Annotated in this window: 24 protein-coding genes; 9 read left to right on the top strand and 15 right to left on the bottom strand. The window is 73.8% G+C overall.

The window, feature by feature from the left end; translation table 11 throughout:
- Nucleotides 1-13 precede the first annotated feature (13 nt).
- The 4 genes from ACILQ5_RS04630 to ACILQ5_RS04615 form a co-directional block, all read right to left on the bottom strand.
- The gene (locus tag ACILQ5_RS04630) at nucleotides 14-1,177 is read right to left on the bottom strand and encodes a cysteine--tRNA ligase (protein ID WP_395656798.1); all 1,164 of its coding nucleotides are present in this window, start codon (nucleotides 1,175-1,177) and stop codon (nucleotides 14-16) included.
- Between the two features lie 48 nt (nucleotides 1,178-1,225).
- On the bottom strand, nucleotides 1,226-1,714 hold the full coding sequence (locus ACILQ5_RS04625; protein WP_395656797.1) for a DUF2231 domain-containing protein: 489 nt from the start codon (nucleotides 1,712-1,714) through the stop codon (nucleotides 1,226-1,228).
- 207 nt (nucleotides 1,715-1,921) lie between these two features.
- Entirely contained in the window at nucleotides 1,922-3,247 is a 1,326-nt protein-coding gene (locus tag ACILQ5_RS04620; RefSeq protein WP_395656796.1) for a sensor histidine kinase, read from the bottom strand.
- Complete coding sequence (locus tag ACILQ5_RS04615; protein ID WP_395656795.1) at nucleotides 3,244-3,909, bottom strand: response regulator transcription factor; 666 nt, start codon at nucleotides 3,907-3,909, stop codon at nucleotides 3,244-3,246. The genes ACILQ5_RS04620 and ACILQ5_RS04615 overlap by 4 nt, the downstream gene beginning before the upstream one ends.
- Nucleotides 3,910-4,018: 109 nt before the next feature.
- On the opposite strand from ACILQ5_RS04615, the gene ACILQ5_RS04610 reads away from it, so the two are divergent.
- Both ACILQ5_RS04610 and ACILQ5_RS04605 read left to right on the top strand, forming a co-directional pair.
- Nucleotides 4,019-4,939: an alkaline phosphatase family protein gene (locus ACILQ5_RS04610; RefSeq protein WP_395656794.1), complete on the top strand. Its 921-nt coding sequence runs from the start codon at nucleotides 4,019-4,021 to the stop codon at nucleotides 4,937-4,939.
- Nucleotides 4,940-5,000: 61 nt separating this feature from the next.
- Entirely contained in the window at nucleotides 5,001-5,756 is a 756-nt protein-coding gene (locus tag ACILQ5_RS04605; protein WP_395656793.1) for a hypothetical protein, read from the top strand.
- Between the two features lie 36 nt (nucleotides 5,757-5,792).
- Here ACILQ5_RS04605 and ACILQ5_RS04600 read toward each other — a convergent pair whose 3' ends face one another.
- Genes ACILQ5_RS04600 through ACILQ5_RS04585 form a run of 4 tightly spaced genes read right to left on the bottom strand, consistent with a single transcriptional unit; the run spans nucleotide 5,793 to nucleotide 10,628 of the window.
- The gene (locus ACILQ5_RS04600) at nucleotides 5,793-6,695 is read right to left on the bottom strand and encodes a haloalkane dehalogenase (RefSeq protein WP_395656792.1); all 903 of its coding nucleotides are present in this window, start codon (nucleotides 6,693-6,695) and stop codon (nucleotides 5,793-5,795) included.
- On the bottom strand, nucleotides 6,692-7,585 hold the full coding sequence (locus tag ACILQ5_RS04595; RefSeq protein ID WP_395656791.1) for an SCO6745 family protein: 894 nt from the start codon (nucleotides 7,583-7,585) through the stop codon (nucleotides 6,692-6,694). The genes ACILQ5_RS04600 and ACILQ5_RS04595 overlap by 4 nt, the downstream gene beginning before the upstream one ends.
- Nucleotides 7,582-10,200: a sulfatase-like hydrolase/transferase gene (locus tag ACILQ5_RS04590; protein WP_395656790.1), complete on the bottom strand. Its 2,619-nt coding sequence runs from the start codon at nucleotides 10,198-10,200 to the stop codon at nucleotides 7,582-7,584. The genes ACILQ5_RS04595 and ACILQ5_RS04590 overlap by 4 nt, the downstream gene beginning before the upstream one ends.
- Nucleotides 10,197-10,628, bottom strand: coding sequence for an SRPBCC family protein (locus tag ACILQ5_RS04585; protein ID WP_395656789.1), 432 nt, complete (start codon nucleotides 10,626-10,628; stop codon nucleotides 10,197-10,199). Before ACILQ5_RS04585 ends, ACILQ5_RS04590 begins: the two co-directional genes overlap by 4 nt.
- Nucleotides 10,629-10,705: 77 nt before the next feature.
- Between ACILQ5_RS04585 and ACILQ5_RS04580 the strand changes: the two genes are divergently transcribed.
- A complete protein-coding gene (locus tag ACILQ5_RS04580; protein ID WP_395656788.1) occupies nucleotides 10,706-12,499 on the top strand; it encodes an arylsulfatase in 1,794 nt (597 codons plus the stop codon).
- Nucleotides 12,496-13,050, top strand: coding sequence for a hypothetical protein (locus tag ACILQ5_RS04575; RefSeq protein ID WP_395656787.1), 555 nt, complete (start codon nucleotides 12,496-12,498; stop codon nucleotides 13,048-13,050). The genes ACILQ5_RS04580 and ACILQ5_RS04575 overlap by 4 nt, the downstream gene beginning before the upstream one ends.
- A 229-nt stretch (nucleotides 13,051-13,279) precedes the next feature.
- Here the strand turns inward: ACILQ5_RS04575 and ACILQ5_RS04570 are convergent, their stop codons facing one another.
- The gene (locus ACILQ5_RS04570) at nucleotides 13,280-14,107 is read right to left on the bottom strand and encodes a ribonuclease Z (protein ID WP_395656786.1); all 828 of its coding nucleotides are present in this window, start codon (nucleotides 14,105-14,107) and stop codon (nucleotides 13,280-13,282) included.
- A complete protein-coding gene (locus tag ACILQ5_RS04565) occupies nucleotides 14,104-14,886 on the bottom strand; it encodes a DedA family protein (protein ID WP_395656785.1) in 783 nt (260 codons plus the stop codon). The genes ACILQ5_RS04570 and ACILQ5_RS04565 overlap by 4 nt, the downstream gene beginning before the upstream one ends.
- A gap of 114 nt (nucleotides 14,887-15,000) precedes the next feature.
- On the opposite strand from ACILQ5_RS04565, the gene ACILQ5_RS04560 reads away from it, so the two are divergent.
- Together ACILQ5_RS04560 and ACILQ5_RS04555 are read left to right on the top strand one after the other, a co-directional pair.
- Complete coding sequence (locus ACILQ5_RS04560; RefSeq protein ID WP_395656784.1) at nucleotides 15,001-15,603, top strand: TetR/AcrR family transcriptional regulator; 603 nt, start codon at nucleotides 15,001-15,003, stop codon at nucleotides 15,601-15,603.
- An 82-nt stretch (nucleotides 15,604-15,685) separates the two neighbouring features.
- The gene (locus ACILQ5_RS04555) at nucleotides 15,686-16,951 is read left to right on the top strand and encodes an alkyl sulfatase dimerization domain-containing protein (RefSeq protein ID WP_395656783.1); all 1,266 of its coding nucleotides are present in this window, start codon (nucleotides 15,686-15,688) and stop codon (nucleotides 16,949-16,951) included.
- A 7-nt stretch (nucleotides 16,952-16,958) separates the two neighbouring features.
- Here the strand turns inward: ACILQ5_RS04555 and ACILQ5_RS04550 are convergent, their stop codons facing one another.
- On the bottom strand, nucleotides 16,959-17,408 hold the full coding sequence (locus ACILQ5_RS04550) for an aromatic ring-opening dioxygenase LigA (RefSeq protein ID WP_395656782.1): 450 nt from the start codon (nucleotides 17,406-17,408) through the stop codon (nucleotides 16,959-16,961).
- Between the two features lie 92 nt (nucleotides 17,409-17,500).
- On the opposite strand from ACILQ5_RS04550, the gene ACILQ5_RS04545 reads away from it, so the two are divergent.
- Nucleotides 17,501-18,103 (top strand): class I SAM-dependent methyltransferase, encoded by a 603-nt coding sequence (locus tag ACILQ5_RS04545; protein WP_395656781.1) that lies wholly within the window; start codon nucleotides 17,501-17,503, stop codon nucleotides 18,101-18,103.
- Between the two features lie 21 nt (nucleotides 18,104-18,124).
- Here the strand turns inward: ACILQ5_RS04545 and ACILQ5_RS04540 are convergent, their stop codons facing one another.
- Both ACILQ5_RS04540 and mca read right to left on the bottom strand, forming a co-directional pair.
- Nucleotides 18,125-18,439, bottom strand: coding sequence for a hypothetical protein (locus ACILQ5_RS04540; protein WP_395656780.1), 315 nt, complete (start codon nucleotides 18,437-18,439; stop codon nucleotides 18,125-18,127).
- A gap of 12 nt (nucleotides 18,440-18,451) precedes the next feature.
- Nucleotides 18,452-19,303, bottom strand: a complete 852-nt coding sequence (gene mca, locus ACILQ5_RS04535; RefSeq protein WP_395656949.1) for a mycothiol conjugate amidase Mca — start codon at nucleotides 19,301-19,303, stop codon at nucleotides 18,452-18,454.
- A gap of 65 nt (nucleotides 19,304-19,368) precedes the next feature.
- Here mca and ACILQ5_RS04530 point away from each other — a divergent pair, with 65 nt between their 5' ends.
- The gene (locus tag ACILQ5_RS04530; protein ID WP_395656779.1) at nucleotides 19,369-19,770 is read left to right on the top strand and encodes a DUF4307 domain-containing protein; all 402 of its coding nucleotides are present in this window, start codon (nucleotides 19,369-19,371) and stop codon (nucleotides 19,768-19,770) included.
- Between the two features lie 184 nt (nucleotides 19,771-19,954).
- Nucleotides 19,955-20,458: a transcription elongation factor GreA gene (gene greA / locus ACILQ5_RS04525; RefSeq protein ID WP_395656778.1), complete on the top strand. Its 504-nt coding sequence runs from the start codon at nucleotides 19,955-19,957 to the stop codon at nucleotides 20,456-20,458.
- Nucleotides 20,459-20,482: 24 nt separating this feature from the next.
- Here greA and ilvA read toward each other — a convergent pair whose 3' ends face one another.
- The gene (gene ilvA, locus ACILQ5_RS04520; RefSeq protein ID WP_395656777.1) at nucleotides 20,483-21,697 is read right to left on the bottom strand and encodes a threonine ammonia-lyase; all 1,215 of its coding nucleotides are present in this window, start codon (nucleotides 21,695-21,697) and stop codon (nucleotides 20,483-20,485) included.
- Nucleotides 21,690-23,042: an AI-2E family transporter gene (locus ACILQ5_RS04515; RefSeq protein WP_395656776.1), complete on the bottom strand. Its 1,353-nt coding sequence runs from the start codon at nucleotides 23,040-23,042 to the stop codon at nucleotides 21,690-21,692. Before ACILQ5_RS04515 ends, ilvA begins: the two co-directional genes overlap by 8 nt.
- Nucleotides 23,043-23,050: the final 8 nt, after the last annotated feature.

Here is a 23,050-nt window from a genome sequence, read left to right as displayed (position 1 = left end):
CCCGACCCCAGGGTCAGCCGAGCCGGAGGACGCCGATCAGCCGGCGAGCCGCCTCGCCGCCCTCGTCCAGCGCCGCCGCCACCGCCGCCGGCACGTCGAGGTCGGACCGGAGCGGGCCGAGCGCGACGGCCGGGTCGCCCGGGCCGGGCCGGGCGGCTGCCGCGTAGAGCGCCTCGAGAAGCTGCTGCGACTCGTCGAGCCGCTCGGGCTCGAAGTCCCAGGCCTCGGCGTACGGGCGGTTCAGCAGGTGCAGGCGCAGCGCCGCCGGGGCGACGTCGCGGAGCAGGTCGTCGACGAGCACCAGGTTGCCGGTCGACTTGGCCATCTTGTGGCCGGCCACCCGGACCTCGCCGACGTGCAGCTGCGCGCGGGCGAACGGGCGGACGCCGGTGGCGGCCTCGGCCATCGCCGCCTGGTAGGCGTGGTGCGGGAAGAGCAGGTCCTCGCCGCCGACGAGCACGTCGACGCTGGCGCCCTGCACGGCGACGGCCATCGCGGCGCACTCGGCGTGCCACCCCGGGCGCCCCCAGCCCCACACGCTGGGCCAGGCCGGCTCGCCGTCCGACGACGGCCGCCAGACGGGGACGTCGAAGGGGTCGTCCTTGGCGCGGTCGTCGGGGCGGTCGCCGTAGGCCAGCGACCGGGCCCGGGCGTCGTCGCGGTCGAGACCCGAGCGGGCAGCGACGTCGGCGCCGCGGAACCAGACGGTGCCGTCGCGCTCGTACGCCGCACCGGCGTCGAGGAGCGCCTGGGCCAGCTGCACCACCGCGTCGACGTAGTAGCGGGCGCGCGGCTGGTGGGCCGGCGTGGCGACGCGCAGGGCACGCATGGAGTGGTCGAAGACCGCCTCCTGGGTCAGCGCGAGCTCGTCGAAGTGGGCACCGCGCCGGCGCGCCGCCTCGAGCAGCACGTCGTCGACGTCGGTGACGTTGCGGCAGGTCCGGGTCTCGACCCCGGTGCCGTCCAGGACTGTCGCCAGGACGTCGGCCCACACGAAGGTGGCGGCGTGGCCGAGGTGGGTGACGTCGTACGGCGTGATGCCGCAGACGTACACCCGGGCCGAGCCGACCAGCGTCAGCTCGGAACCGCCCAGCACGAGGTGCTGTGGGGCCGCCGGCGGCGCGCCCACGCGCTGCGCGGCGTCGAGGACCGCCGAGGTCATGTGGCGCTGCGACATGACGTCAGTCTGGCACCCGGCCGGCCCGCCGCGGGCGCCGTCCCCGGGTCAGTCGCTGTCGGTGTCGCCGCCCGAGGACGACGAGGACACCTTGTCGCCCCAGGCCGCGCGGGCGCCGGAGTCACCGACCCGGTAGACCTGCACCGCGCAGGCGACCGAGGCGAGGACGGCCACGACGGCCACGGCCGTCGGCAGCCAGGCCGGACCGGGCCGTCGGTCCTCGGGACGTCGTGCGAGCCAGACGAGCACCGCGGAGAGGATCAGCACGGGCAGCACGAACCAGACCAGCTGGTCGCCGAGCTCGGCGTGGCTGCCGGGGTCGCCGACGTGCTCCTCCAGCGACTCGCCGCTCGAGGTCGCCACCGGGCACAGGGCCGCGCCGATCGCGGCCGCCGCCACCACGAACGGTCCGTAGGGCGCCCGCCACTTGGGCACCACGGCGATCACGATGGTGCCGATCACCGCGAGCGGGACCAGCACGACGACGGCATGGACGACGAGAGGGTGGACGGGGAGGCCGTTGATGGTGTCGAACACGATCGCGATGTTCCCAGCGAGAACCTGCACCGAACCTGACAGCGTGCGCCCCACCGGGCGGGTCCTCTGGGCGCCCTCGTCGCGGCGGCCGCCCTGCCGCGCCCGGGACGTCATGCGACGTGACGGTCCAGGCGACCACGGCGGATGACGTCCCAGGGGAGGTCATCCGATCCGGTCGTCGCAGCAGCCCGGACGGATGACGCGCGGTCAGGCGCGCGGCAGGCGGAGCACGAACGACGCCCCCGAGTCCGGCGACTCCACGACGATCTCGCCGCCGAGCGACCGGGCGACGCGCTGCGCGATCCCCAGTCCCAGGCCGGTGCCCCCCGAGCCGGAGGCGCCGACGTCGAAAATCCGGTCGCGGACCCGCTCGTCGACACCGGGGCCGTCGTCGACGACGGCGATCGCGACCGCGTGCGGCAGGTCGGTCGCCCGGATGACGATCCGGGAGCGTGCGTGCGACACGGCGTTGTCGAGCAGCGGCGCCAGGGCCCGCAGCACGATCGTGCGGGAGCCGGCGACCCGGGCCGCGGACGACCCGGTCTCGTCGACCAGGTCCAGCGACGCCGGCACCGTCGGGCGCAGTGCCTCGACGAGCTCGGACACCCGGCAGGTCGCCGACGCCTCCGCCGTGGCCGGGTCGCGCGCCACGTCGACCAGGGTCGTGATGACCTCGGCCATCGCACGGGCGGCGCGCGAGATCTCGACCAGGTCCGCCCGCGTCCGCCCGTCGTCGACGCCGCGCATCAGGGCGAGGTCGGCGGAGCCCTGGATGGCGGTGAGCGGCGTGCGCAGCTCGTGGGCGAGCTCGGAGGTGAGCCGCTGCTCGGACCGGATCGCCATCGCGACCCGGTCGAGGAGGTGGTCCAGCGTCTCCCCCAGCTGGGCGAGTTCGTCGTCCGCCGGTCCGAGGTCGAAGCGCTGGGTGAGGTCGTGCTCGCTCCAGTCCGCGGCCCGCTCCGCCATCTGGGTCACCGGGGCGAGCGCCTGGCTGGTGACGCGGAGGGCGACCAGCGCCGCGAGGAGGACGACCAGCAGCCCGACGCCGACGACGGCAGCCAGCGCGACCAGCTCCGAGCGTGCGTAGGGCTCGGTCGGCTGGCTGACGACCACGACCCCGTGCTGTCCGCCGGCCGTCGTGAAGGGCTCGGCCAGCAGCCGCAGCTCCCCCGGGGCCGTCGCCTTGGTCGGCTCCGTGACGCGGGCCAGGTCGTCGGCCGCGTCACGGGCCTGCTTCTCGATCGTGCCCGCGACCAGCACCCCGTCCGCGTCGTACACCCGGACCCCCGGGTCCAGCGCATCGACGGGGACGACGACCGTCGGCGCCCCGGCCGGGGAGCTGGTGTCGACGATGCTCACGACCGCGTCCGCGCGGTCCTCCAGGCTCCGGTCGACGTCGTGGCGCGCCGCGTGGTCCAGCACCTGCTCGACCAGCACGGCGACCACGACCATCACGACCGCGACCAGCGCCACCGTGGACAGCACGATCCGGCCGCGGAAGGTCCGCGGACGCAGGCGCCGCAGGACGTTCACGCGAGCCTGAACCCGACGCCGCGGACCGTCTGGAGGTGGAGCGGGGAGCCGACCTCGTCGAGCTTCACCCGGATCCGGCGCACGTAGGAGTCGACGGTGTTCTCGTTGACCTGCGCCCCGTCCGGCCACGCCGCCGCGACGACCGCCCGGCGGCGGACCACCTCGCCGGGACGGGAGGTGATCGCGGCGAGCATCCGGAACTCGGTCGGCGTCAGGAGCACCTCGCGGTCGCCACACACGAGCGCGTGCCGGGCCGGGTCGAGGACGAGGTCGGTCGGCGCCTGACCGGTGACGATGCGTCCACGCTTGGCCAGCGCGTCGATGCGGGCGATCAGCTCCTTCACGTCGAAGGGCTTGGGCAGGTAGTCGTCCGCGCCGGCGCTGAAGCCGGCCAGCCGGTCGTGGACCGCGCCGAGAGCGGTCAGGAACAGGACGGGGGCGGGCTGCCCGGCCGAGCGGAGGGCCAGGCAGACGTCGCGCCCGTCGGAGTCGGGGAGCCCGATGTCCAGCACGATCACCGCGAGCGAGTCGTCGTCGGAGAACAGGCGGAGCGCCTCCCGCCCGTCGTGCGCGGAGACGCCCTCGTGACCGGCGTGCTCCAGGGCGGCGAGGACGACGCGCCGGATCGCCGGGTCGTCCTCGCACAGACCGATGCGAGCCATGCGGAGGTGCCCCCTCTCAGGTGCCCCGAGCGTGCGCCGACCCACCTGCAAACTACCTGACCGGGACCCATCTGCCCCGGTGACCGGTGCGACCCGGCACGATGTCCCCGTGACCCGTGGCCCCCGTCGTGCCCTCCGCGCGTCCCTGCTGACCGCCTCCTTGCTGACGGCGCTCGTCCTGACGCCGCTGCTGCTGGTGCCGGGCGGGACCGGTGCGGCAGCGGCAGAGCCCGCCCCAGCCGCAGCGGCACCGGGGGTCACCAAGGTCCTGGTGTTCGTCGTCGAGAACCACTCCCTCGCCCAGGTGCGCCGCGGGATGCCGTGGGTGCGCGGGCTCGCGGACCAGTACGGCTACGCGACCCGCTACCGGGCGATCACCCACCCGTCGCTGCCCAACTACCTCGCCATCGCCGGCGGCAGCACGTTCGGCGTCACCGACGACCAGCCGCCCGCCGCACACCCGGTCCGCCGGCCCAGCGTCTTCGGCGAGGCGATCGCGGCGGGCAGCACCGCGACGACGTACGCCGAGGGCATGACCGGCCGGTGCCGGCTCACCAACACCGGTCGGTACGCCGTGCGGCACAACCCGTGGACCTACTTCCGTGCCGAGCGGGCCGCGTGCCGCGAGCACGACGTGCCGCTGCGCCGGCTGGCGGGCGACGTCGACGCCGGCACGCTCCCCGCGGTCGGGCTGGTCGTCCCGGACGTGTGCCACGACGCCCACGACTGCTCCCTCGGGCGGGCCGACGACTGGCTCGAGCAGCAGGTCGGCGAGGTCCTCGCCGGCCCCGACTTCGCGGCCGGGACCCTCGCGGTGGTGATCACCGCCGACGAGGACGACGGCGACCACGGCAACCGGGTGCTGACGGTCGTCGCGCACCCGAGCCTCGAGCACCAGGTCGTGCGGACCCGCCTCACCCACTACTCGCTCTCCCGGTCCCTGGCCGAGGTGGCCGGCGTGGATCCCCTGCAGCACGCGCGGGGCGCCACCTCGCTGCTGGACGCGTTCGGGCTCGCCGCGTCGCCGTAGCCCGGCCGACCGGGTGCGGCCGTTCAGGCCGGATTCAGCGGCGTGGGCGCACGCTGGCCCCATGACCAGCCACCGCACCACCCGCGTGCTCACGACCGCGCTGCTCGTCCTGCCCGCCGCCGCACTGACCGCCTCGGCAGACGCCGCGCCGGCGGCGCCGGCCGGCGCACCGACCTCCGCACCGACCTCCGCGCACCCCGCTCCGACGCGCTTCGACCACCCACACGCCAACCCCTGGTTCCCCCTGCGCCCCGGCACCGTCTGGGTGTTCCGCGGCACGGACGAGGGCCGCCGCCTCACCCAGCGCACCACGGTCAGCCAGCGGCACCGCCTGGTCGACGGGGTGCGCACCACGGTCGTCCTCGACGTCGTACGCCGCGCTGACGGCAGCGTCGCCGAGCGCACGCACGACTGGTACGCCGCCGACGACGCCGGCCGCGTCTGGTACTTCGGCGAGGCGACCGCGACCTACGACCGGCAGGGCCGGCTCGTCGACCGCGAGGGGTCCTGGGAGGCCGGCCGCGACGGGGCCCGCGCCGGGGTGATCATGCCGGCCCGGCCGCACCCGACCGACGCCTACCGGCAGGAGTACCGGGCCGGGGACGCCGAGGACCAGGCCTGGGTGGTCGAGCGCGGCGCCCGGGTCCGCACCCCCGCGGTGACCACCCGGCACGCGCTGCGCACCTTCGAGTGGTCGCGCCTCGAGCCGCGGGTGGTGTCCGCCAAGCTCTACGCCCGCGGCTACGGCGTGGTCGTCGACCAGGACGTCGCTGGTGGGGACGAGCGGTTCGTGCTCATCCGGATGCGGCGCGGTTGAGTCGAGACTTCTGACGGTCGAGTCCCGACTCGACCCTCAGCCGACGAACGCCACCAGGTGCCGGGCGACCTCGGGGCCCCGGTCCTCCTGGAGGAAGTGGCCGGCGCCCCCGATGGTCGTGTGTGGCTGGCCGGCCGCACCCGGCACGTGCTGCGCGAACCAGCGGTCGGCACCGCGGGTGACGGGGTCCTGGTCGGAGAAGAGCAGGAGGAACGGCTTCTCCCACGCCTCGAAGACGGCCCGGGCGGCCAGGTTGGCCGCGCTCGCCGGGTCCTCCGGCGATGTCGGCACCAGCGTCGGGAAGACCCGCGCGCCCGCCTTGTAGCTGTCGTCCGGGAAGGGCGCGTTGTAGGCGTCGACCACCTCCGGCGGCATCGGCTCCGCCGCGCCCATGCTCACGATGACGCCGACGTCGAAGTTCGGGGTCGTCTGCGAGAACTCCTGCCACTGCAGGAACGCGTCGGTGATGGGCTCCAGCCCGGTCGGCAGGCCGGTGTTGCCGATCGCGACGCGTGCGAACCGGTCGGGGTTCTCGGCGACCACCCGCAGCCCGACCAGGCCGCCCCAGTCCTGGCCGAAGAACGTCACGTCGTGCAGGTCGAGGACGTCGAGCAGCAGCGAGCGCACCCACTCGACGTGCCGGGCGTAGGTGTAGTCGTCGCGCTCGGTCGGCTTGTCCGAGCGGCCGAAGCCGACCAGGTCGGGTGCGATGCAGCGCAGCCCGGCGTCGGCCAGCACCGGGATCATCGTGCGGTAGAGGAAGCACCACGACGGCTCGCCGTGCATCAGCAGCACGACCGGACCGTCGGCCGGACCCTCGTCGAGGTAGTGCATCCGGAGCGTCCCGCCGTCACCGTCGGGCACGTGGGCGTAGTGCGCGGCGAAGCCGAACCCCGGCAGTGACTCGAAGCGCTCGTCCGGGGTGCGCAGGACCTTCATCGGTGGCTCTCTTCCGTGCAGGGGTCGGGTCGGCGGTGGCGGGCGGCCGGCATCCACTCGGGGCCCGCGGTGGCGTCGATGCGGGCGACCAGGCGGTCGCCCACCGGCTCGACGAGGTCGAGGTAGGTCTGGGTCAGGTCCGCCCCGAGGTGGCGCCAGGCCCGCTCGGTGATCCGGTCGGTGCGCGCCTCGATGTCGTCGCGCAGCGCCAGGCCCGCGGCGTTGACGCGTCCGTCGGCGGCCAGGCCGCGCTGCTCGAGGTCGGCCATCGCCTCGGCGAGGGCGGCGTCGTCGGAGCCGCGGCTGCGCGGGATCCAGTCGGCCGGGTAGTTGAGCATCGCGTTGTGGAGCAGCCCGGCCTGGGTGGCGCTGACGTCCTCGGCGGCGAGGATCGCGAAGTGGGTGTCACCGCGCCACTCGCGGAGGCAGTTCACCGCCAGCCAGGCCGACAGCAGCGGGTCGTCCGGGCGGGGCTGCTGCCGGTGCGCGGCGAACAGCACCCGGCCCGAGACCGGAAGCGCGTCGGCGGCCTCCCACAGCGGCGCGGCCAGCGCCGCGAGCCCGTCGCAGACCTCGGGGACGTAGGCGTGCAGCCCCTCGACGACCGCGCGGTCGCGCACGGCCGTGATGGCGTCGTACGTCGTGCGCTCCTCGGCCAGCGCCATCGCGAACTGGATGAAGAGGGGGCTGATCGAGTAGTACGCCGCGGCGACCGCCTGGTGCCCCGCGGGCGCGAGCGGCGCGCAGCGGCTGGTGATGTAGTAGGTGCCCGGCACGTCCAGTCCGAGCTCCGCGCAGCCGTCCACCGCCACCGGGTCCCAGTAGATCCAGCCGATCAGCCGGTGCGAGGCGAACGACGCCCGCGCGCTGAGCGCCGCCCAGTCGGTCACTCCCCGGCCCCGGTGTCGGGTCCGGTGTCGGCGCTCTCGGATGCCTCGCGCTCGAGCACCAGCCGCACCATCTCGCGCGCCACCATCGGCCCGGCGTTCTGGTTCTGGCCGGTCACCAGGTTGCCGTCGACCACCCAGTGGTTGGCGAGCGGGTCGCGGAACCGCGAGCTCGACTCGAACAGCGCGCCCTTGGCGCGCAGCTCGGTCTCGGGGTGCATCGGCGTCGAGGTGATCCTGAGCTCGCGGACCTGCTTGTCGGTGACCGCGCTCAGCCGGCGGCCCTCGACCAGCGGGCGGCCGTCCGGGGCCGTCGCGTTGAGCAGCCCGAGCGGGCCGTGGCAGACCCCGCCCATCACCAGGTCGGCGGCGGCCGCGGCCGACATCTGCTCGGCCAGCGGCTCGGAGACGCCGAGGTCGAAGGCCGCGCCCCACCCGCCGGCGAGGTAGACGAGGTCGTAGTCGCCCATGTCCAGGTCGCCGACGGGGAGCGAGTCCTCGAGCTTGGAGTGGAGGACGTCGTCGCCCAGGTAGCGGTCGTCGGCCTCGGTGCGCAGCACCGGCTTGAGCGACAGCGGGTCCACCGGGATCCGCCCGCCGAGCGGGCTGGCGACGTCGACGTACATGCCGGCGTCCTCGAAGGCGTAGTAGGGCACGGTCAGCTCGGAGGCGAACACGCCGGTCGGGGTGCCGTCGCTGAGCGTGTCGTGGTTGGTGGCGATGACCAGGGCCCGGCGGCCGGGCGCCTCGAGCGGCGCGGCCTCGGGGTCATCGGGGTGCATGCCGAGGCGCTGCGCCAGCCGGCGCAGCACCCGCTGGGGCGGCCGCGGGCGGACCAGCTCCGGAGCGCCCTGGGGGCGGCGGACGTAGGGCCACGGCCGGTTCCGCTCGGGGACGCTGCGGCGCTGCTCGTCCTTGAGCCGCGCCTGGAGGTGGGCGAGCACGTCGCGGCACTCCGGGTCGTCCCACCGGTTGCGGGACTCGACCGGGTCGGCGTCGAGGTCGTAGAGCTCCCACTCGTCCGGGATCGGCTCGGTGCGGTACTCCGGTCCCGCCGGCCCGTTGGCCGCCAGGTGCCGGCGGCCGGGCTCGGTCCAGGTCGCGGGGTCGTCGAAGGTGCGCACCAGCTTCCAGAGGTGGCCGGCGCCGCCGTGCTCCTCGTCGACCCGGGTGACCACGGCCTCGAAGTTCGACGCGACGTGGGCGGCCACCTGGATCCGCAGGGGGGCCGGCGGCGGCGAGGTGCGTCCGAGCCGACGGGCGAAGCCCGACAGCCCGGTGTCGCCCTCGAGCATGTTGTCGCGGGTGATCAGGTAGACGGCTCGGTCCGGGTCCGCCGTCGCGGGCTTCGCGACCACCGGCATCAGGTCGCGGCCGGGGAGCGGGTGCACCTCGCTGAAGTCGTCACGCAGCTCGCGCGCGACGGCGTCCTGGTCGATGCCGGCCGCGCCGAGCAGGGTCGGGACCAGGTCGACGTGCGACGTGGGGACGCGGACGGTGCCCGGCGCGGTCGGCCGGCTGCCGACCCGGGCCACGAGGAACGGCACCCGGGTCGCCTCGTCGTACAGGTTGAACCACTTCTGGTGCAGGCCGCCGTGGGCGCCGAGCAGGTCGCCGTGGTCGGAGGTCCGGACCAGCACCGCCTCGGTCGAGCCGGCGGTGACCGCCCGGCGCACGCGGTCCAGCGGCCCCTCGGCCTCGGCGTGCAGGCGGTAGTAGAAGTCGCGGTACTCCTGGGCCTTGCTGCGGTAGATCCGGCCGATCGCCGAGGCCGGGCCGTACGCCGAGGGGTAGGACTCACGGAAGGCGATCTGCGCCGCGGGCTTGAGCCCGAGGTCCTCGTTGTACGTCGGCGGCTCGGTGACGTGCGGCGGGTCGAGCGGTCCGGGCTTGATCGGCATCCGGCGCGCCCAGGCCGGGAACAGGACGATGTCGTGCGGGTTGACGAAGCTCGCGACCAGGAGGAACGGCCGCTGCGCGTCCTCGTCGCCCGCGGCCCGGCGGGCGTAGCGGTCCTCGAGCCAGGCCACCACCCGGTCGGCGATGAGCGGGTCGCGGCGCAGGCCGCTGTCGGCGATCGCGGCGCCGTGGGGCTCGGGGCCGACCCAGCCGGAGAAGCCGTAGGGCCCGAGCGGGTCGGCGTCGAGGTAGGCCTGCACGTGGTCGGGGAGCGGCTCGCCGTCCGGGGTATTCGTCTCGACGCGGCGACCCTGGTCGTCGTGCAGGTCGGCGTGGCTGATGTGCCACTTGCCGTCGTAGTGGGTGTCGTAGCCGGCCGCCCGGAACCAGTGGCCGAGCGTGGGCACCTCGCCCTGCGGCAGCCAGCGCATCCGGCTGTCCGCCGCGGTCTTGCCGAGCCCGTCGGTCTGCGTGACGCCGTGCACGTCGGGGAACTGCCCGGTGAAGATCGTCGGCCGGGACGGCACGCACGCCAGGGACCCGGTGTAGTGGCGCTCGAAGGAGACCCCGTGCTCCCGGAACCACCGGGTGCCGGGCAGGGTGCGCTCCCGCCAGGCCTTCAGCTCGGGGCCCTCGTACGGCGGGGCCGCCCGCTCCTCGTCGGTCATCAGGATGACGACGTCCGGACGGACCGCCTTCCGCCTGCTGCTGCGGGTCATGCCTGCCTCCTCGCCACGCACGCCGCCAGGTCGGCGACGAGCTGGTCGTTGGTGCGGCCCAGGCGGACCGCCACGAGCCGGGCCGGCACCGGACGCCGGGTCTCGACCTCGCCGGTCAGCTCGACCGCGGTGCCGGCGCCCTCGGGGCGCAGCACCCAGGTGTTGTGGGCCGCGGTGACGACTGCCGGCAGCCCCTCGATGGTGTAGCCGAGCCGGCGCTCCGGCTCCCAGATGTCGACCGTCTCGCGCAGCGCCGCCCGGCCGACCTGGACCCGCCGGGTCGTGCCGGTCCCGGGCGGGCCGGCGGTCAGCAGGCTGCTCTGGTCGACGGCGCGGGCCCACCGATTGATGTCGGCGAAGCGTGCGAGCGTCGCCCACACGGTCTCGACCGGCGCGGGAACGGTCACTCCTGACGCCGTGGTGGCCATGGCCCGATTCCTATCATTTGTCACTAACCTTGCCAATAGTCGTTGACACCGCCCCCGGGCGTTCCTACCGTCGGCGCATGCCGTCGACCGATCACGAAGGTGCCGTCATCGGCCGCACCTTCGCCGACTCCACGCCCTCCTTCCCCGAGCCGGAGCGGGCCCGGTCCGGCTCGCCGAACGTCGTCTACGTGCTCTACGACGACCTCGGCTGGGCGGACTTCGGCTGCTTCGGGTCGGAGATCGCCACCCCGACGGTAGACCGGCTGGCGGCCGAGGGTCTGCGGTACACGAACTTCCACGTGACGCCGCTGTGCTCGCCCACCCGCGCCTGCCTGCTCACCGGCCGCAACCACCACGCGACCGGGATGGGCATGCTGCCGAACTTCGCGATGGGCTACCCCGGCTACACCGGCCAGCTGCACCACGAGACCGCGACGATCGGCGAGATGGCCCAGTCCCAGGGCTACACCACCCTCGGGGTCGGCAAGTGGCACCTGACACCCATGAACCACTTCACCGGGGCCGGCCCCTTCGACCAGTGGCCCCTCCAGCGCGGCTTCGACCGCTTCTACGGGACCCCCGACGGGATGACCAACCAGTGGCGCCCCGACCTGATCGAGGACAACCACTGGGTCGACGCGCCCGACGACCCCGACTACCACTTCACGCCCGACATCGTCGACCACGCGATCGACTTCGTGCGCGACCACCGCAACGGCGATGCCGAGCGGCCGTTCTTCCTCTACGTCGCGTTCTGCGCGCCGCACTTCCCCCACCACGTCCCGCGCGAGTACGTCGACAAGTACGTCCCGGTGTTCGAGAAGGGCTGGGACGCCACCCGGGCCGACCGTCTGGCCCGCCAGAAGGAGCTCGGCCTCGTCCCGCCCGACACCGAGCTGCCGCCGCCCAACCCGGGCGTCCGCGCGTGGGACGACTACGCCCCCGAGGACCGGGCGGCGATGGTGCGCCTGCAGGCGGCGTACGCCGGCATGGTCGAGCACACCGACGAGCACCTCGGCCGGCTGGTGGCCGCGCTCGAGGCGATGGGCGAGCTCGACAACACGCTCTTCGTGCTCTTCAGCGACAACGGCGCCAGCCAGGAAGGCGGCGAGGTCGGCTCGATGAACGCGATGAAGTTCTTCTTCGGCTACGAGTCGCCCGAGACCGAGCTCCAGGTCGTCAAGGACAACATGGACTCCGTCGGCACGTCACCGGACTTCATCAACACCTACTCGATCGGCTGGTCGATGGCCGGCAACACCCCGCTGAAGCGCTGGAAGCAGGACACCCACGCCGGCGGCGTCCGGTCACCCCTGGTGGTGCGCTACCCCGGCGAGATCCCCGACCCGGGCGGCATCCGCACCCAGTTCCACCACGCCATCGACATCACCCCGACCGCGCTCGACGTGACCGGGATGACGGCGCCCGAGCAGGTCAAGGGCGTCCCGCAGAAGCCGGTCCACGGGCAGAGCCTGCGCTACACCTTCGCCGACGCCGGGGCCCCGACGGTCCGGACCGTGCAGTACTTCGAGATGAACGGCCAGCGGGCGATCTGGCAGGACGGCTGGAAGGCCGTGACCCACCACGAGCCGATGCTGAGCCTGGAGCTGATGCTCACCGGCGACGCGGAGAAGGTCACCGACTTCGACGCCGACCGGTGGGAGCTCTACCACGTCGACGAGGACTGGAACGAGCTCGACGACCGGGCCGCGACCGAGCCGGAGCGGCTGGCCGCGATGGTCGAGCGGTGGTGGGAGGAGGCGGCGCGGTACGACGTGCTCCCGCTCGGCGCCTCGATCAACGGCATGAACGGCCCGCCGATCACCGGTCGGCACGGGCTGCCTCCCGAGGACCAGCCGGCGCACCCGTGAGCCCTTCACCCGGCCGGCGGAGCTGGACGCTCTACCCCGGTCACGCCCGGGTGCCGGACGCCGCGGCGCCGGACGTGCGAGCACGCTCCTACGCGATCGTCGCCACGGCCACCCTGACCCGCCCCGAGGAGGGCGGGGTGCTGCTGGCCCACGGGGACCGGCACGCCGGGTACGTCCTGCGGGTCGCCGACGGCCGGCTCGTGCACGAGTACGCGCAGGACGGCCGGCGCAGCACCGTGACGTCGGCGGACGTCGTACCGCTCGGCCGGCCGGTGCGGCTCGAGGTGCACGTCCGTCGGACGGGTGGCGCCGGTGTCGTGCGGCTGGTGGTCGACGGCCGCGACAGCGGGCACGGCACCATCTCGGCGCTGGCCCGCGCGCGCACCGGCTACACCGGGGTCGACGTCGGGTGCGACCGCGGGCTGACCGTCGGCGACTACGCCGCGCCGGCCCGCTTCACCGGGCGGCTCGACCGGGTCGAGGTGCACGCCGAGGACGACCAGTGGCTGGACCTGGCCGCGGTGTGGGAGATCGAGGGCGCGACCCAGTAGGTCCCCCCGGCGGGCGTCGCGGTCGCGAGTTTTGTCAGCCGGCCGACAAAACTCGCGGCGGGACGACAAAGTTTCGTCGTCCCGCGTCGGATTTCGTCGGCCGGCCGACGAAACTCGCACGGCACGGCACGGCACGGCACCCGAGCGACCGCGACAGTCCCTGACGTTCTCGCCCTCGGATCGGGTGGAACGGGGCGACAGGATCAGGGACTACCGCTCCAGCGCCCGCTCAGCCGATCTCGACGCGCAGCAGGTCGTCGCCCAGGACGACGTCGCCGTCGAAGTGTGCGGCGGCGCGCTCGCGCCACTCGTCCTCGGTGCCGGGCACCAGCGCCGGCACGTAGTGCGTCAGGACCAGGGTGCCGACGCCGGCCCGAGCAGCGGTCTGCGCGGCCTCCTCGACCGAGGAGTGGTAGTCGAGCACGTCCTGGAGCCGCGGGAGGGGCACGTGCTCGAGCACGTCCTTGCGGATCGCGGTGATCACCAGCGCGTCGGCGCCGGCGCAGAGCTCGTCGAGGGTCGCGCACGGCACGGTGTCGCCGGCGAGCACGACCGCGTGGCCGTCGTGCTCGATGCGGTAGGCGAGGGTGGGCTCCACCGGGCGGTGGTCGGTGGCCGCCGCGGTCACCACCACCTCGCCGTCGTCACGCACCGGCCCGGGACCCACCTCGAGCACGTCGACCGGCGGCGGGCCCTCCAGGTCGGCGTGGTGCGTGGTGCGGTAGCGGATGTCGGCGGCCAGCGACGCGAGCACGCCCTCGACCAGGGCACCGGTGCCCGGCGGCCCGACCACCGACAGCGGCGAGGGCGCGAAGGTCGTGATCCACCGCGTCGTCACGAGGTCGCCGACGTCGGTCGTGTGGTCGCTGTGCAGGTGGGTGAGCAGGACGGCGTCGAGCGCGTTGGCCCCGGACCCGGCGCCGGCGAGCCGCATCACGACGCCGCGACCCGCGTCGACCAGGAAGGTCCGGCCACCGGCGCGGACCAGGGTCGCCGGTCCGGCGCGTCCGGGGTCCGGCAGCGGGCTGCCGGTGCCCAGCAGGGTCACCTCGATCATGGCTCCTCCGTCTCGGCCGCGGTCGCCGCCCCGGTGTCGGGGACGGTGTCGGGGACGGGGTCGGGGACGGGGTCGAGGACCGGCTCCGCCTCGGCGGCGACCTCCTCGGCCTCGACCAGCTCGGTCTCCTCCTCGGCCATCGCCTTGCGACGCTTGACCCAGAAGCGCACCGACTGGATGGCGATCAGGACGGCCAGCAGGACCACGACGGCCGGGAAGAAGCGCTCCAGGAAGCGGTTCACCCCCTCGATGTGGTTGCCGGCCTGGATGCCGACGGTCACCCAGACACCGACCCAGATCGCGGCACCGATCATGTTCGCCGCGAGGAACCGCGGCCACTTCATCGGCGTGATGCCCGCGACGAGCCCGTTCAGGTGGCGCAGCAGGGGCAGGAACCGCCCGGCGGCGACGACCTTGCTGCCGTGCCGCTCGTAGAACGCCTCGACCTTGTCCAGCGCGGTGTGCGTCACCCCGAAGCGCCGGCCGAGCTTGAGGGCGAGCGGCCGGCCGCCGTACCTGCCGACCACGAAGGCGGCGTTGTCGCCGATCACCGCGGCGACGAAGCCGAGGACCAGCACCGGGACGAGGTGGAGGTCGCCCGAGACCGTGTAGATGCCGGCCGTGATCAGCGTGGCCTCGCCCGGCATCGGGATGCCGAGGTTCTCGACGAAGACCGCGACGACGACGGCCAGGTAGCCGTAGTCCTCGATGTACGGCGCGACCGTGCCGAAGACGCCCGGGAGGTCGGTGGTGAGCGCGCCGATCATGTCCGTGAGCATGGTGCCCCGTCGGGCCTCCGTCAACGAACTTCTGGCAATTGAGTGCCAAATGTTTCCTGTCACGACGGCTCGGACCCCTCGCGCCGGGACCCCTTCAGCACGTACCCTCCGGCCGTGACCAAGAAGGCTGACGGCCGCACCGCCCGGCGGGACCGCAACAGCGAAGCGGTCCTCGACACCGTCCACGAGATGTTCGTCGAGGGCAACTTCGCCCCGTCGGTCGAGGAGGTCGCGGCCCGGTCCGGGGTGTCCCTGCGCTCGGTCTACCGCTACTTCGAGGACACCGAGGACCTGCTGCGCCGTGCCATCGAGCGGCGGGTCGAGGTCGTCGGGGACCTCTACGCCCTCGAGGGCCTGGGCGAGGGCTCCCGGGAGGAGCGCGTCGAGACGCTCGTCGACCAGCGGCTCCAGCTGCACTCGAAGCTGGCCCCGACGATCCGGGCGGCGATGCTGCGCTCGTCGGACTCCCCCCTGATCGCGGACCAGGTCCGCAACCGTCGCCGGCTCCTGGCCGACCAGGTCGCCGCGCACTTCGAGGTCGAGCTGGCGGTCCTCGACCGGTCCCGCCGCCTCGAGCTGGCCTCCTGCATCGACGCGCTCTGCTCCTTCGAGTCCCTCGAGCTGCTGCGAGTGCGCTCGGGGCTCTCGCCCTCCCGGACGCGGCGGGCGCTGGTGGACGCGGTGACCTCGCTGCTGGACGGCGCTACCGCGAACTAGTGGCACGCCGTGTGCCACAACAACTAGTCTGGAGCCCCACGAGACCCCGCGGCGTGGTCGCCGCCCTGATCCAGGAGCCGCCGTGACCGAGAGCATCCTCCAGGTCGCCGACGACCTGTGGACCGGTGCCCGCCGGATCGAGGACACCCACCCGTTCTCCTTCATGGGCGAGGCGGAGGAGGTGGCCGAGGGCGTGGCCTTCGTCCCGTCGTTCGCCAACGTGGCGGCGATGGCGACCGAGGACGGGCTCGTGCTGGTCGACACCGGCAGCCCGCCGTTCGCCCAGCACAACCACGACACCCTGCGCCGGTGGACCCCGGCCCGCCTGCACACCGCGGTGTTCTCGCACGGCCACATCGACCACGTCTTCGGCGTCGCCCCGTTCGAGGCGGAGGCCGCCGAGCACGGCTGGGCGCCGCCGCGGGTGGTGGCGCACGAGGCCATGCCGGCCCGGTTCGACCGCTACGTGCTGACCGCCGGCTACAACGAGGTGGTCAACCGGCGGCAGTTCGGCCTCGACGACCTGGTCTGGCCGCGCGAGTACCGCTACCCCGACGAGACCTACGCCGACCGCACCGTGCTCGACGTCGGCGGTCTCGAGGTCCGGCTCACCCACGCGCGTGGCGAGACCGACGACCACACCTGGACCTGGGTCCCCGAGCGCAAGCTGCTCTGCTGCGGCGACCTGTTCATCTGGGCCTCCCCCAACGCCGGCAACCCGCAGAAGGTCCAGCGCTACCCGAAGGAGTGGGCCGTCGCGCTCCGCACCATGGCCGGCCTCGGCGCCGAGCTGATGCTGCCCGGGCACGGCGTCCCGGTGGTCGGCGCGGACCGGATCCGCCAGGCGCTCACCGACAGCGCCGAGCTGCTCGAGCACCTGCACGACGAGACCGTCGCGATGATGAACGCCGGCGCCCGCCTCGACGAGATCGTCCACACGGTGCGCGGGCCCCAGCACCTCCTCGAGCGGCCCTACCTGCGTCCGGTGTACGACGAGCCCGAGTTCGTCGTCCGCAACACCTGGCGCCTCTACGGCGGCTGGTGGGACGGCGACCCGTCCCACCTCAAGCCCGCGCCGGCGGGCTCGCTGGCGTCGGAGCTGGCCGCGCTCGCCGGCGGGCCCGGACGGCTCGCCGACCGCGCTGTCGAGCTCCTCGAGGCGGGCGACGACCGGCTCGCCGGGCACCTCGCCGAGCTCGCCGCCCAGGCTGCTCCCGACGACGCCGGGGTCCAGGCCGTGCGCGCCCGGGTGTTCGCGGTCCGCGCCGAGCACGAGGCCTCCACGATGTCCCAGGGCGTGTTCCGCTGGGCCGCGCGCGAGTCCGAGGCGCGCAGCCAGGAGGGGTAGCCCTCGGTCAGGCGGGCGCGGCCCGGCCGAGCCGCAGCAGGCACCAGCCGAGCAGGACGAGCACGATCCCCATGACCGCCACGAACGCCGCGACGCCGAACGCGACGACCGAGGTGAACAGGCTGGCCTGGAGGAAGGACGCCGTCATCACGGTCTGCCGGTTCGGGTCGTCCTGCGGCAGCTCGGCGTAGGTCTTGCCGCCCGCGATCTCCGTGGCGTGCTTGTTGATGGTGTTCGCCTGGGCGTAGGCCGTGAACGGCCCCCGGACGTCCCTGCCCGCGAAGTGGGCGGCGTCGTCCGAGACGGTGATCTTCTGGTCGGCGAGGGTGGCGGAGACGACGGCGTACGTCCCTGCTCCCGCGACGACGAAGAGCGCGCCGAGCACGATGACGATGAACCCGACGACCCGGACGCCCTTGCTGCCGCGCGTGGTGTGCTGTGCAGTGATCTCGCTCATGGCACATCAAAGCACCGGGACCGGCCGTCGTGGCGTCACCCACTCCGGAGCGACCCTCCCGTCCGGGGCTCCGGGAGTGCCAGACTCGGGTCGTGGACGCGAGTGCGTGGGACGAGCGGTACGCCGCCACCGAGCTGGTGTGGTCGGCCGAGCCCAACCGGTTCGTGGCCGAGGAGGTCGCCGGGCTCCCGCCCGGACGCGCGCTGGACCTCGCGGCCGGTGAGGGCCGCAACGCGATCTGGCTGGCCCGGCGCGGCTGGGAGGTGACGGCGGCCGACTTCTCCCAGGTCGCGCTCGACAAGGGCCGGCGGCTCGCCGGGGACACGTCGCTGCGCTGGGTGCACGCCGACGCGACCCGGTGGGACGAGCCGGCGGCGTACGACCTCGTCGTCGTCGCCTACCTGCAGCTGCCGGCCGAGGAGCGACGTGCGGCCGTGCGGGCCGCCTTCGCCTCGCTCGCCCCGGGCGGCACCCTCCTCCTCGTCGCCCACGACTCGACCAACCTCGCCGAGGGCACCGGCGGCCCCCAGGACCCGGCGGTGCTGATGACCGCCGAGGACGTGCTCGACGACCTCGCCGGTGCGGACCTCGAGGTGGTGCGCGCGGAGCGGGTGGCGCGGGTGGTCGGCGACGGGCACGGCGAGGAGCCGGCTCGGACGGCGTGGGACTGCCTGGTCCGCGTGGTGCGCCGCTGACCCGGGGTCAGCGGCGGTGGCTCAGGCCGGGTCCTCAGGACGCCGGTCAGGCTGCTCGACCTGCGGGTCGGCAGCGCGCCGCTCGGCCGGCTGCTCGACCGGGATCTCGACGCGCGGCTCCCGGTCCGAGGGGTCGTAGAGCCCGGCGTCCTCGGCGGCCTGCGCCTTCCGCAGCTGCTTGACCAGGCTGAACCCGAGGAACACCACCGCGAGGCCGAGCGCGATGAAGATCGCGAACGCACCCCAGCCCGCCTTCACGTCCTCGTCCTCGGGCATCTCGTCCGCGAGGGCGACCACGAACGTGGCGAGGTGCGGCACGACGCTCAGCAGCTGCATGTCCCCAGTCTCTCAGAGCGGGTCGGTGATCCCGGCGAACAGGTCGTCCTCCGGGGTCTCGCTGGTGACGTGGCTCTCGACCAGCTCGAAGTCCTCGGTCGGCCAGACCTTCTCCTGCAGCTCGCGCGGCACGGCGAACCAGAAGCCGTCGGGGTCGATCTGGGTGGCGTGCGCGAGCAGCGCCTGGTCCCGGACGCCGAAGTAGTCCGCGCACGGCACCCGGGTGGTGATCCGGGCGTCCCACTCGGGCTCGGGCTTCCACTCCTTGAGCCGCTCCTCCCATGGCGACTCGAGCCCGTGCTCGAGCATCGCCTCGTGGAGGGCCACCATCCGCGGCCGGTTGAACGAGTGGTGGTAGTAGAGCTTCAGCGGCTGCCACGGCTCGCCGAGCTCGGGGTAGCGCTCCGGGTCGGCGGCCGCCCGGAACGCCTCCACCGACACCTCGTGGCACTTGATGTGGTCGGGGTGCGGGTAGCCACCGCGCTCGTCGTACGTCGTGACCACGTGCGGCCGGAACGAGCGGATCAGCCGCACCAGCGGGGCGGCCGCCTCCTCCAGCGGCACCAGCGCGAAGCAGCCCTCCGGCAGCGGCGGCTTCGGGTCGCCCTCGGGCCAGCCCGAGTCGACGAAGCCGAGCCAGTCCTGGCGGACCCCGAGGATGTCGCGGGCCCGCTCCATCTCCTGGCGGCGGATCTCGCTGATGTTCTCGAGGATCTCCGGCCGGTCCATCTTCGGGTTCAGGATCGAGCCGCGCTCGCCGCCGGGGCACGTCGCGACGTGCACGTCGACGCCCTGGGCGACGTACATCGCGGTGCTGGCGGCGCCCTTGCTGGACTCGTCGTCGGGGTGGGCGTGCACGTGCATGAGCCGGAGCCCGGCGCGGGTGGGGTGCTGCGTCACCCGGCAATCCTAGATGCGACGATTCCGGGGTGACCGCCCAGACCGACCTCGCCGACCGGTACGGCGTGGGCAACCCGCGCAAGCGGGTCGCGCTGATCGGTGTCGTCGTCGTGCTCGGCGCGGCGCTGGCCGGCTGGGCCGCGTGGACGGTCTGGGAGCAGTCGAACCCCGAGGTGAGCTCCGAGCTGGTCGCCTACGACATCGTCTCCGAGCACAGCGTGGTCGCCACCGTCGCGGTCGACCTGGCCGACGACGACGTCGAGGCCACCTGCAAGGTGCGCGCCTACGCCGAGGACCACTCGGTCGTGGGCGAGGTCAACTTCACCCCGACGGGCAGCGGGCGCAGCGAGGAGACGATCCGCACCGAGCGTGCGGCGACCGCTGTCGAGCTGATCGGGTGCACCGCGCCCGGTCAGAGTCGCCCGCGCTGACGCTCGACTGCTCGATCCTGGCCGCGGTTGCTAAAGTGGACGGTCTGACCGTCCCCGCTGGGCCGCCGGACGAGCGGCCGCACGCGCTGACGTACGGCCGTTTCACCCACGGCCGCGCGGGGCACCACCACCCGACGAACGACGGATCCGGTCCGTCGTACCTCGAAGCAGCAGGAGCTACCCGATGACGCAGTCGACCGAGCAGGGCACCGTCTGGCTGACCCAGGACGCCCACGACAAGCTCACCGCCGAGCTGGAGCACCTCAAGGGTCCCGGCCGCCAGGAGGTCGTCGCCCGCATCAGCGCCGCTCGCGACGAGGGCGACCTCAAGGAGAACGGCGGCTACCACGCCGCCCGCGAGGAGCAGGGCAAGCTCGAGGGCCGGATCCGCCAGCTCGAGGACATGCTGCGCCGCGCCGAGGTGGGCGAGACGCCGCAGAACGACGGCGTCGTCGAGCCGGGCATGGTCGTCACCTACAAGTTCGTCGGTGACGGCGACGACGAGGTCGAGACGTTCCTGCTGGGTGCCCGCGAGATCGAGCCCGAGGGGCTCACCGTCTACTCCCCGCAGTCGCCGCTCGGCTCGGCCATCAACGGCCACACCAAGGGCGAGACGGTCAGCTACGAGGCGCCCAACGGCAAGCAGCTCGAGGTCGTCATCATGGACGCGGTCCCCTACACGGGCTGAGCGGGCTCGAGGCTGCTTCTCGCCTCACTCGTAGACGCGGTACCCGCGCTCGCGGAGGCGGGACAGGACCTGGAGGGCGTGCGGCTCGCCGCGGGTCTCGAGCTGGAGCCGGACCTCGACCTCGTGGAGGTCCAGCGACGGGGAGATCCGCTCGTGGACGACCTCGAGGACGTTGGCACCTGCGGCCCCGACCTCGGTGAGCAGCTGCGCGAGGCCGCCGGGCAGGTCGGGGATGCAGACCCGCAGGTTGAGGTAGCGGCCGGCCGCGGCCATGCCGTGCCGGATCACCTTGCCGAGCAGCAGCGGGTCGATGTTGCCGCCGGAGAGCACGGCGACGGCCGGCGTCGCGAAGCTCGTCGGGGCGTCGAGGACGGCGGCGACCGCAGCCGCTCCGGCGGGCTCGACCAGCATCTTGGCCCGCTCGAGGACCGCCAGCACCGCCCGGGAGAGCGACTCCTCCGAGACCGTGATGATCTCGTCGACGTGGTCGCGGACCGCGGCGAAGGTGACCTGGCCGGGCAGCCCGACGGCGATGCCGTCGGCCATCGTGCTCATCGACGCGAGCGGCACCGGGTGACCGGCCGCGAGGGACGCGGGGTACGCCGCCGCCTCGGCCGCCTGCACGCCGATCACCCGGACGTCGGGTCGCAGTGCCTTGACCGCGATCGCGATGCCGGCGAGCAGCCCGCCGCCGCCGGTGGGGACCAGCACGCTCCGGAGGTCAGGGGCCTGCTCGACGATCTCGAGCCCGGCGGTGCCCTGGCCGGCCACGATGTCGACGTGGTCGAAGGGGTGGATCAGGACCGCGCCGGTGCGCTCGGAGAACGCCTTCGCCTCCAGCAGCGCATCCTCGAGGTAGCGGCCGTGGAAGACCACCTCGGCGCCGTACCCGCGGGTCGCCTTCTCCTTGGGGATCGGGGCCCCCTCGGGCATGAAGATCGTGGCCGGGATCCCGAGCATCTGCGCGGCCAGCGCGACGCCCTGGGCGTGGTTGCCGGCCGAGGCCGCGACGACGCCGTGGGCGCGCTCGTCCGCGGAGAGCCGGGAGATGCGCACGTAGGCGCCGCGCGCCTTGAACGAGCCGGTGCGCTGGAGGTTCTCGCACTTGAGGTCCACGGTGCCGCCGGCCAGCGCCGAGAGCCAGCGGGAGGCCTCCATCGGCGTCTCGATGGCGACCCCGCGCAGGAGCTCGCGGGCGGCCTCGACGTCGGCCAGGCCGACGGTGGGGATCTCAGTCATCACGACCCTCCTCCGGGGTGTCCACGGTGGCCCCGGTCTCGACGTAGTCCTCCTCCAGCTCCTCCACCGGGTCGTCGCCGGGATCGGTGTTGGCGGCGAGGTGCTGGACGACCGCGTTGAGCGCCGCGGCGAGCGGTACGGCGACCAGCGCCCCGGCGATGCCGGCGACGATGACGCCGCAGCCGATGGCCACGATCACCCCGAGCGGGTGCAGCGAGACCCACCGTCCCATGAGGAACGGCTGGAGGATGTGGCCCTCGATCTGCTGGACCAGGATCACCACGCCGAGCATCAGCAGGGCGGTCACCGGGCCCTGTGCCACCAGCGCCACCAGCACCGCGACGGTGCCGGCGATCGTCGCACCGACCATGGGGACGAACGCGCCGAGGAAGACCAGCACGCCGATCGCGAGCACGAACGGCACGCCCAGCACGGCGGCGCCGATCATGATGCCCGCCGCGTCGGTGGCGGCGACGATCACCGTGGCCCGCACGAACTGGGTGAGCGAGATCCAGGCGACCCGGCCCGAGCTGTCGACGTGCGGCCGGGCGGCACGCGGGGCGATCCGCACCAGCCACGCCCAGATCCGCTCGCCGTCGGCGAGGAAGAAGTAGGTCGAGAAGAGCACGATGAAGAAGCCGGCGAGCACGTGGCCGAGGGCGGTGCCGACCTCGGTGACGTTGGCCAGGTCGACCCGGGAGCCGGTGTTCTTCAGCTCGTCCTGGGCGTTCTGGATGTAGTCGTTGATCTGGGAGTCGCTGGCGTGCAGCGGCCCGGTCTTGAGCCAGTCCTTGATCTGCTCGAGGCCCTCGGACGCCTGGTCGGCGAGGTCCTGCGCGCCGGTCGCGACCTGCTGGCCGGCGAAGGTGAGCAGCGCCGCCACGAAGCCGATCCCGAGGATCACCACGACCAGGGCCGCCAGGCCGCGGGGCAGCCCGACCCGGTGCAGGCCGTCGACGACCGGGACCGCGAGCGCGGAGATCAGCAGGGCGACCGCCAGCGGGATGGCGACCACCGCGAAGAAGGCCACCAGCCAGAGCAGGACGTACGCCGCCGCCGCGATCACCAGGAACCGCCACGCCCACGCGGCGGCCAGGTCGACCCCCCAGGGCACCTGCGCCCGGCTGAAGTTGGAGCGTCCGCCGGTGACGGGCTCGAGCTGCGCGGCCCGGCGGTCCCGGAGGGTGGCCCACTGGTGGGCCAGCCGGGCGGCGATGCCCTCCTCGGTCTCGCCCTGGCCGCCGGGACGCTGGCGCAGGTGGATGATCGGGAGCCGCCGACGAGTGCCTTCCGCCGGCGTCGTCGGGGGTCCGTCGACCGAGGGCTCGCCAGCGTCGTTGCTCACGGCGAGAG

Origin of the sequence: Nocardioides sp. (assembly GCF_044226305.1) — a bacterium.
GTDB lineage: Bacteria > Actinomycetota > Actinomycetes > Propionibacteriales > Nocardioidaceae > Nocardioides.
The sequence above is the reverse complement of the archived record's forward strand: the minus strand, read 5'-3'. Positions and strand labels throughout refer to the sequence as shown.

Bases quoted from the DNA above. Each gene is read 5' to 3' on its own strand.
- ACILQ5_RS04605 (WP_395656793.1), top strand. From the start codon at position 5,001: ATGACCAGCCACCGCACCACCCGCGTGCTCACGACCGCGCTGCTCGTC.
- mca (WP_395656949.1), bottom strand. From the start codon at position 19,303: ATGCACGTGCACGCCCACCCCGACGACGAGTCCAGCAAGGGCGCCGCC.
- ACILQ5_RS04615 (WP_395656795.1), bottom strand. From the start codon at position 3,909: ATGGCTCGCATCGGTCTGTGCGAGGACGACCCGGCGATCCGGCGCGTC.
- ACILQ5_RS04600 (WP_395656792.1), bottom strand. From the start codon at position 6,695: ATGAAGGTCCTGCGCACCCCGGACGAGCGCTTCGAGTCACTGCCGGGG.
- ACILQ5_RS04590 (WP_395656790.1), bottom strand. From the start codon at position 10,200: ATGACCCGCAGCAGCAGGCGGAAGGCGGTCCGTCCGGACGTCGTCATC.
- ACILQ5_RS04565 (WP_395656785.1), bottom strand. From the start codon at position 14,886: ATGCTCACGGACATGATCGGCGCGCTCACCACCGACCTCCCGGGCGTC.
- ACILQ5_RS04630 (WP_395656798.1), bottom strand. From the start codon at position 1,177: ATGTCGCAGCGCCACATGACCTCGGCGGTCCTCGACGCCGCGCAGCGC.
- greA (WP_395656778.1), top strand. From the start codon at position 19,955: ATGACGCAGTCGACCGAGCAGGGCACCGTCTGGCTGACCCAGGACGCC.
- ACILQ5_RS04585 (WP_395656789.1), bottom strand. From the start codon at position 10,628: ATGGCCACCACGGCGTCAGGAGTGACCGTTCCCGCGCCGGTCGAGACC.
- ilvA (WP_395656777.1), bottom strand. From the start codon at position 21,697: ATGACTGAGATCCCCACCGTCGGCCTGGCCGACGTCGAGGCCGCCCGC.
- ACILQ5_RS04580 (WP_395656788.1), top strand. From the start codon at position 10,706: ATGCCGTCGACCGATCACGAAGGTGCCGTCATCGGCCGCACCTTCGCC.
- ACILQ5_RS04570 (WP_395656786.1), bottom strand. From the start codon at position 14,107: ATGATCGAGGTGACCCTGCTGGGCACCGGCAGCCCGCTGCCGGACCCC.
- ACILQ5_RS04550 (WP_395656782.1), bottom strand. From the start codon at position 17,408: ATGAGCGAGATCACTGCACAGCACACCACGCGCGGCAGCAAGGGCGTC.
- ACILQ5_RS04540 (WP_395656780.1), bottom strand. From the start codon at position 18,439: ATGCAGCTGCTGAGCGTCGTGCCGCACCTCGCCACGTTCGTGGTCGCC.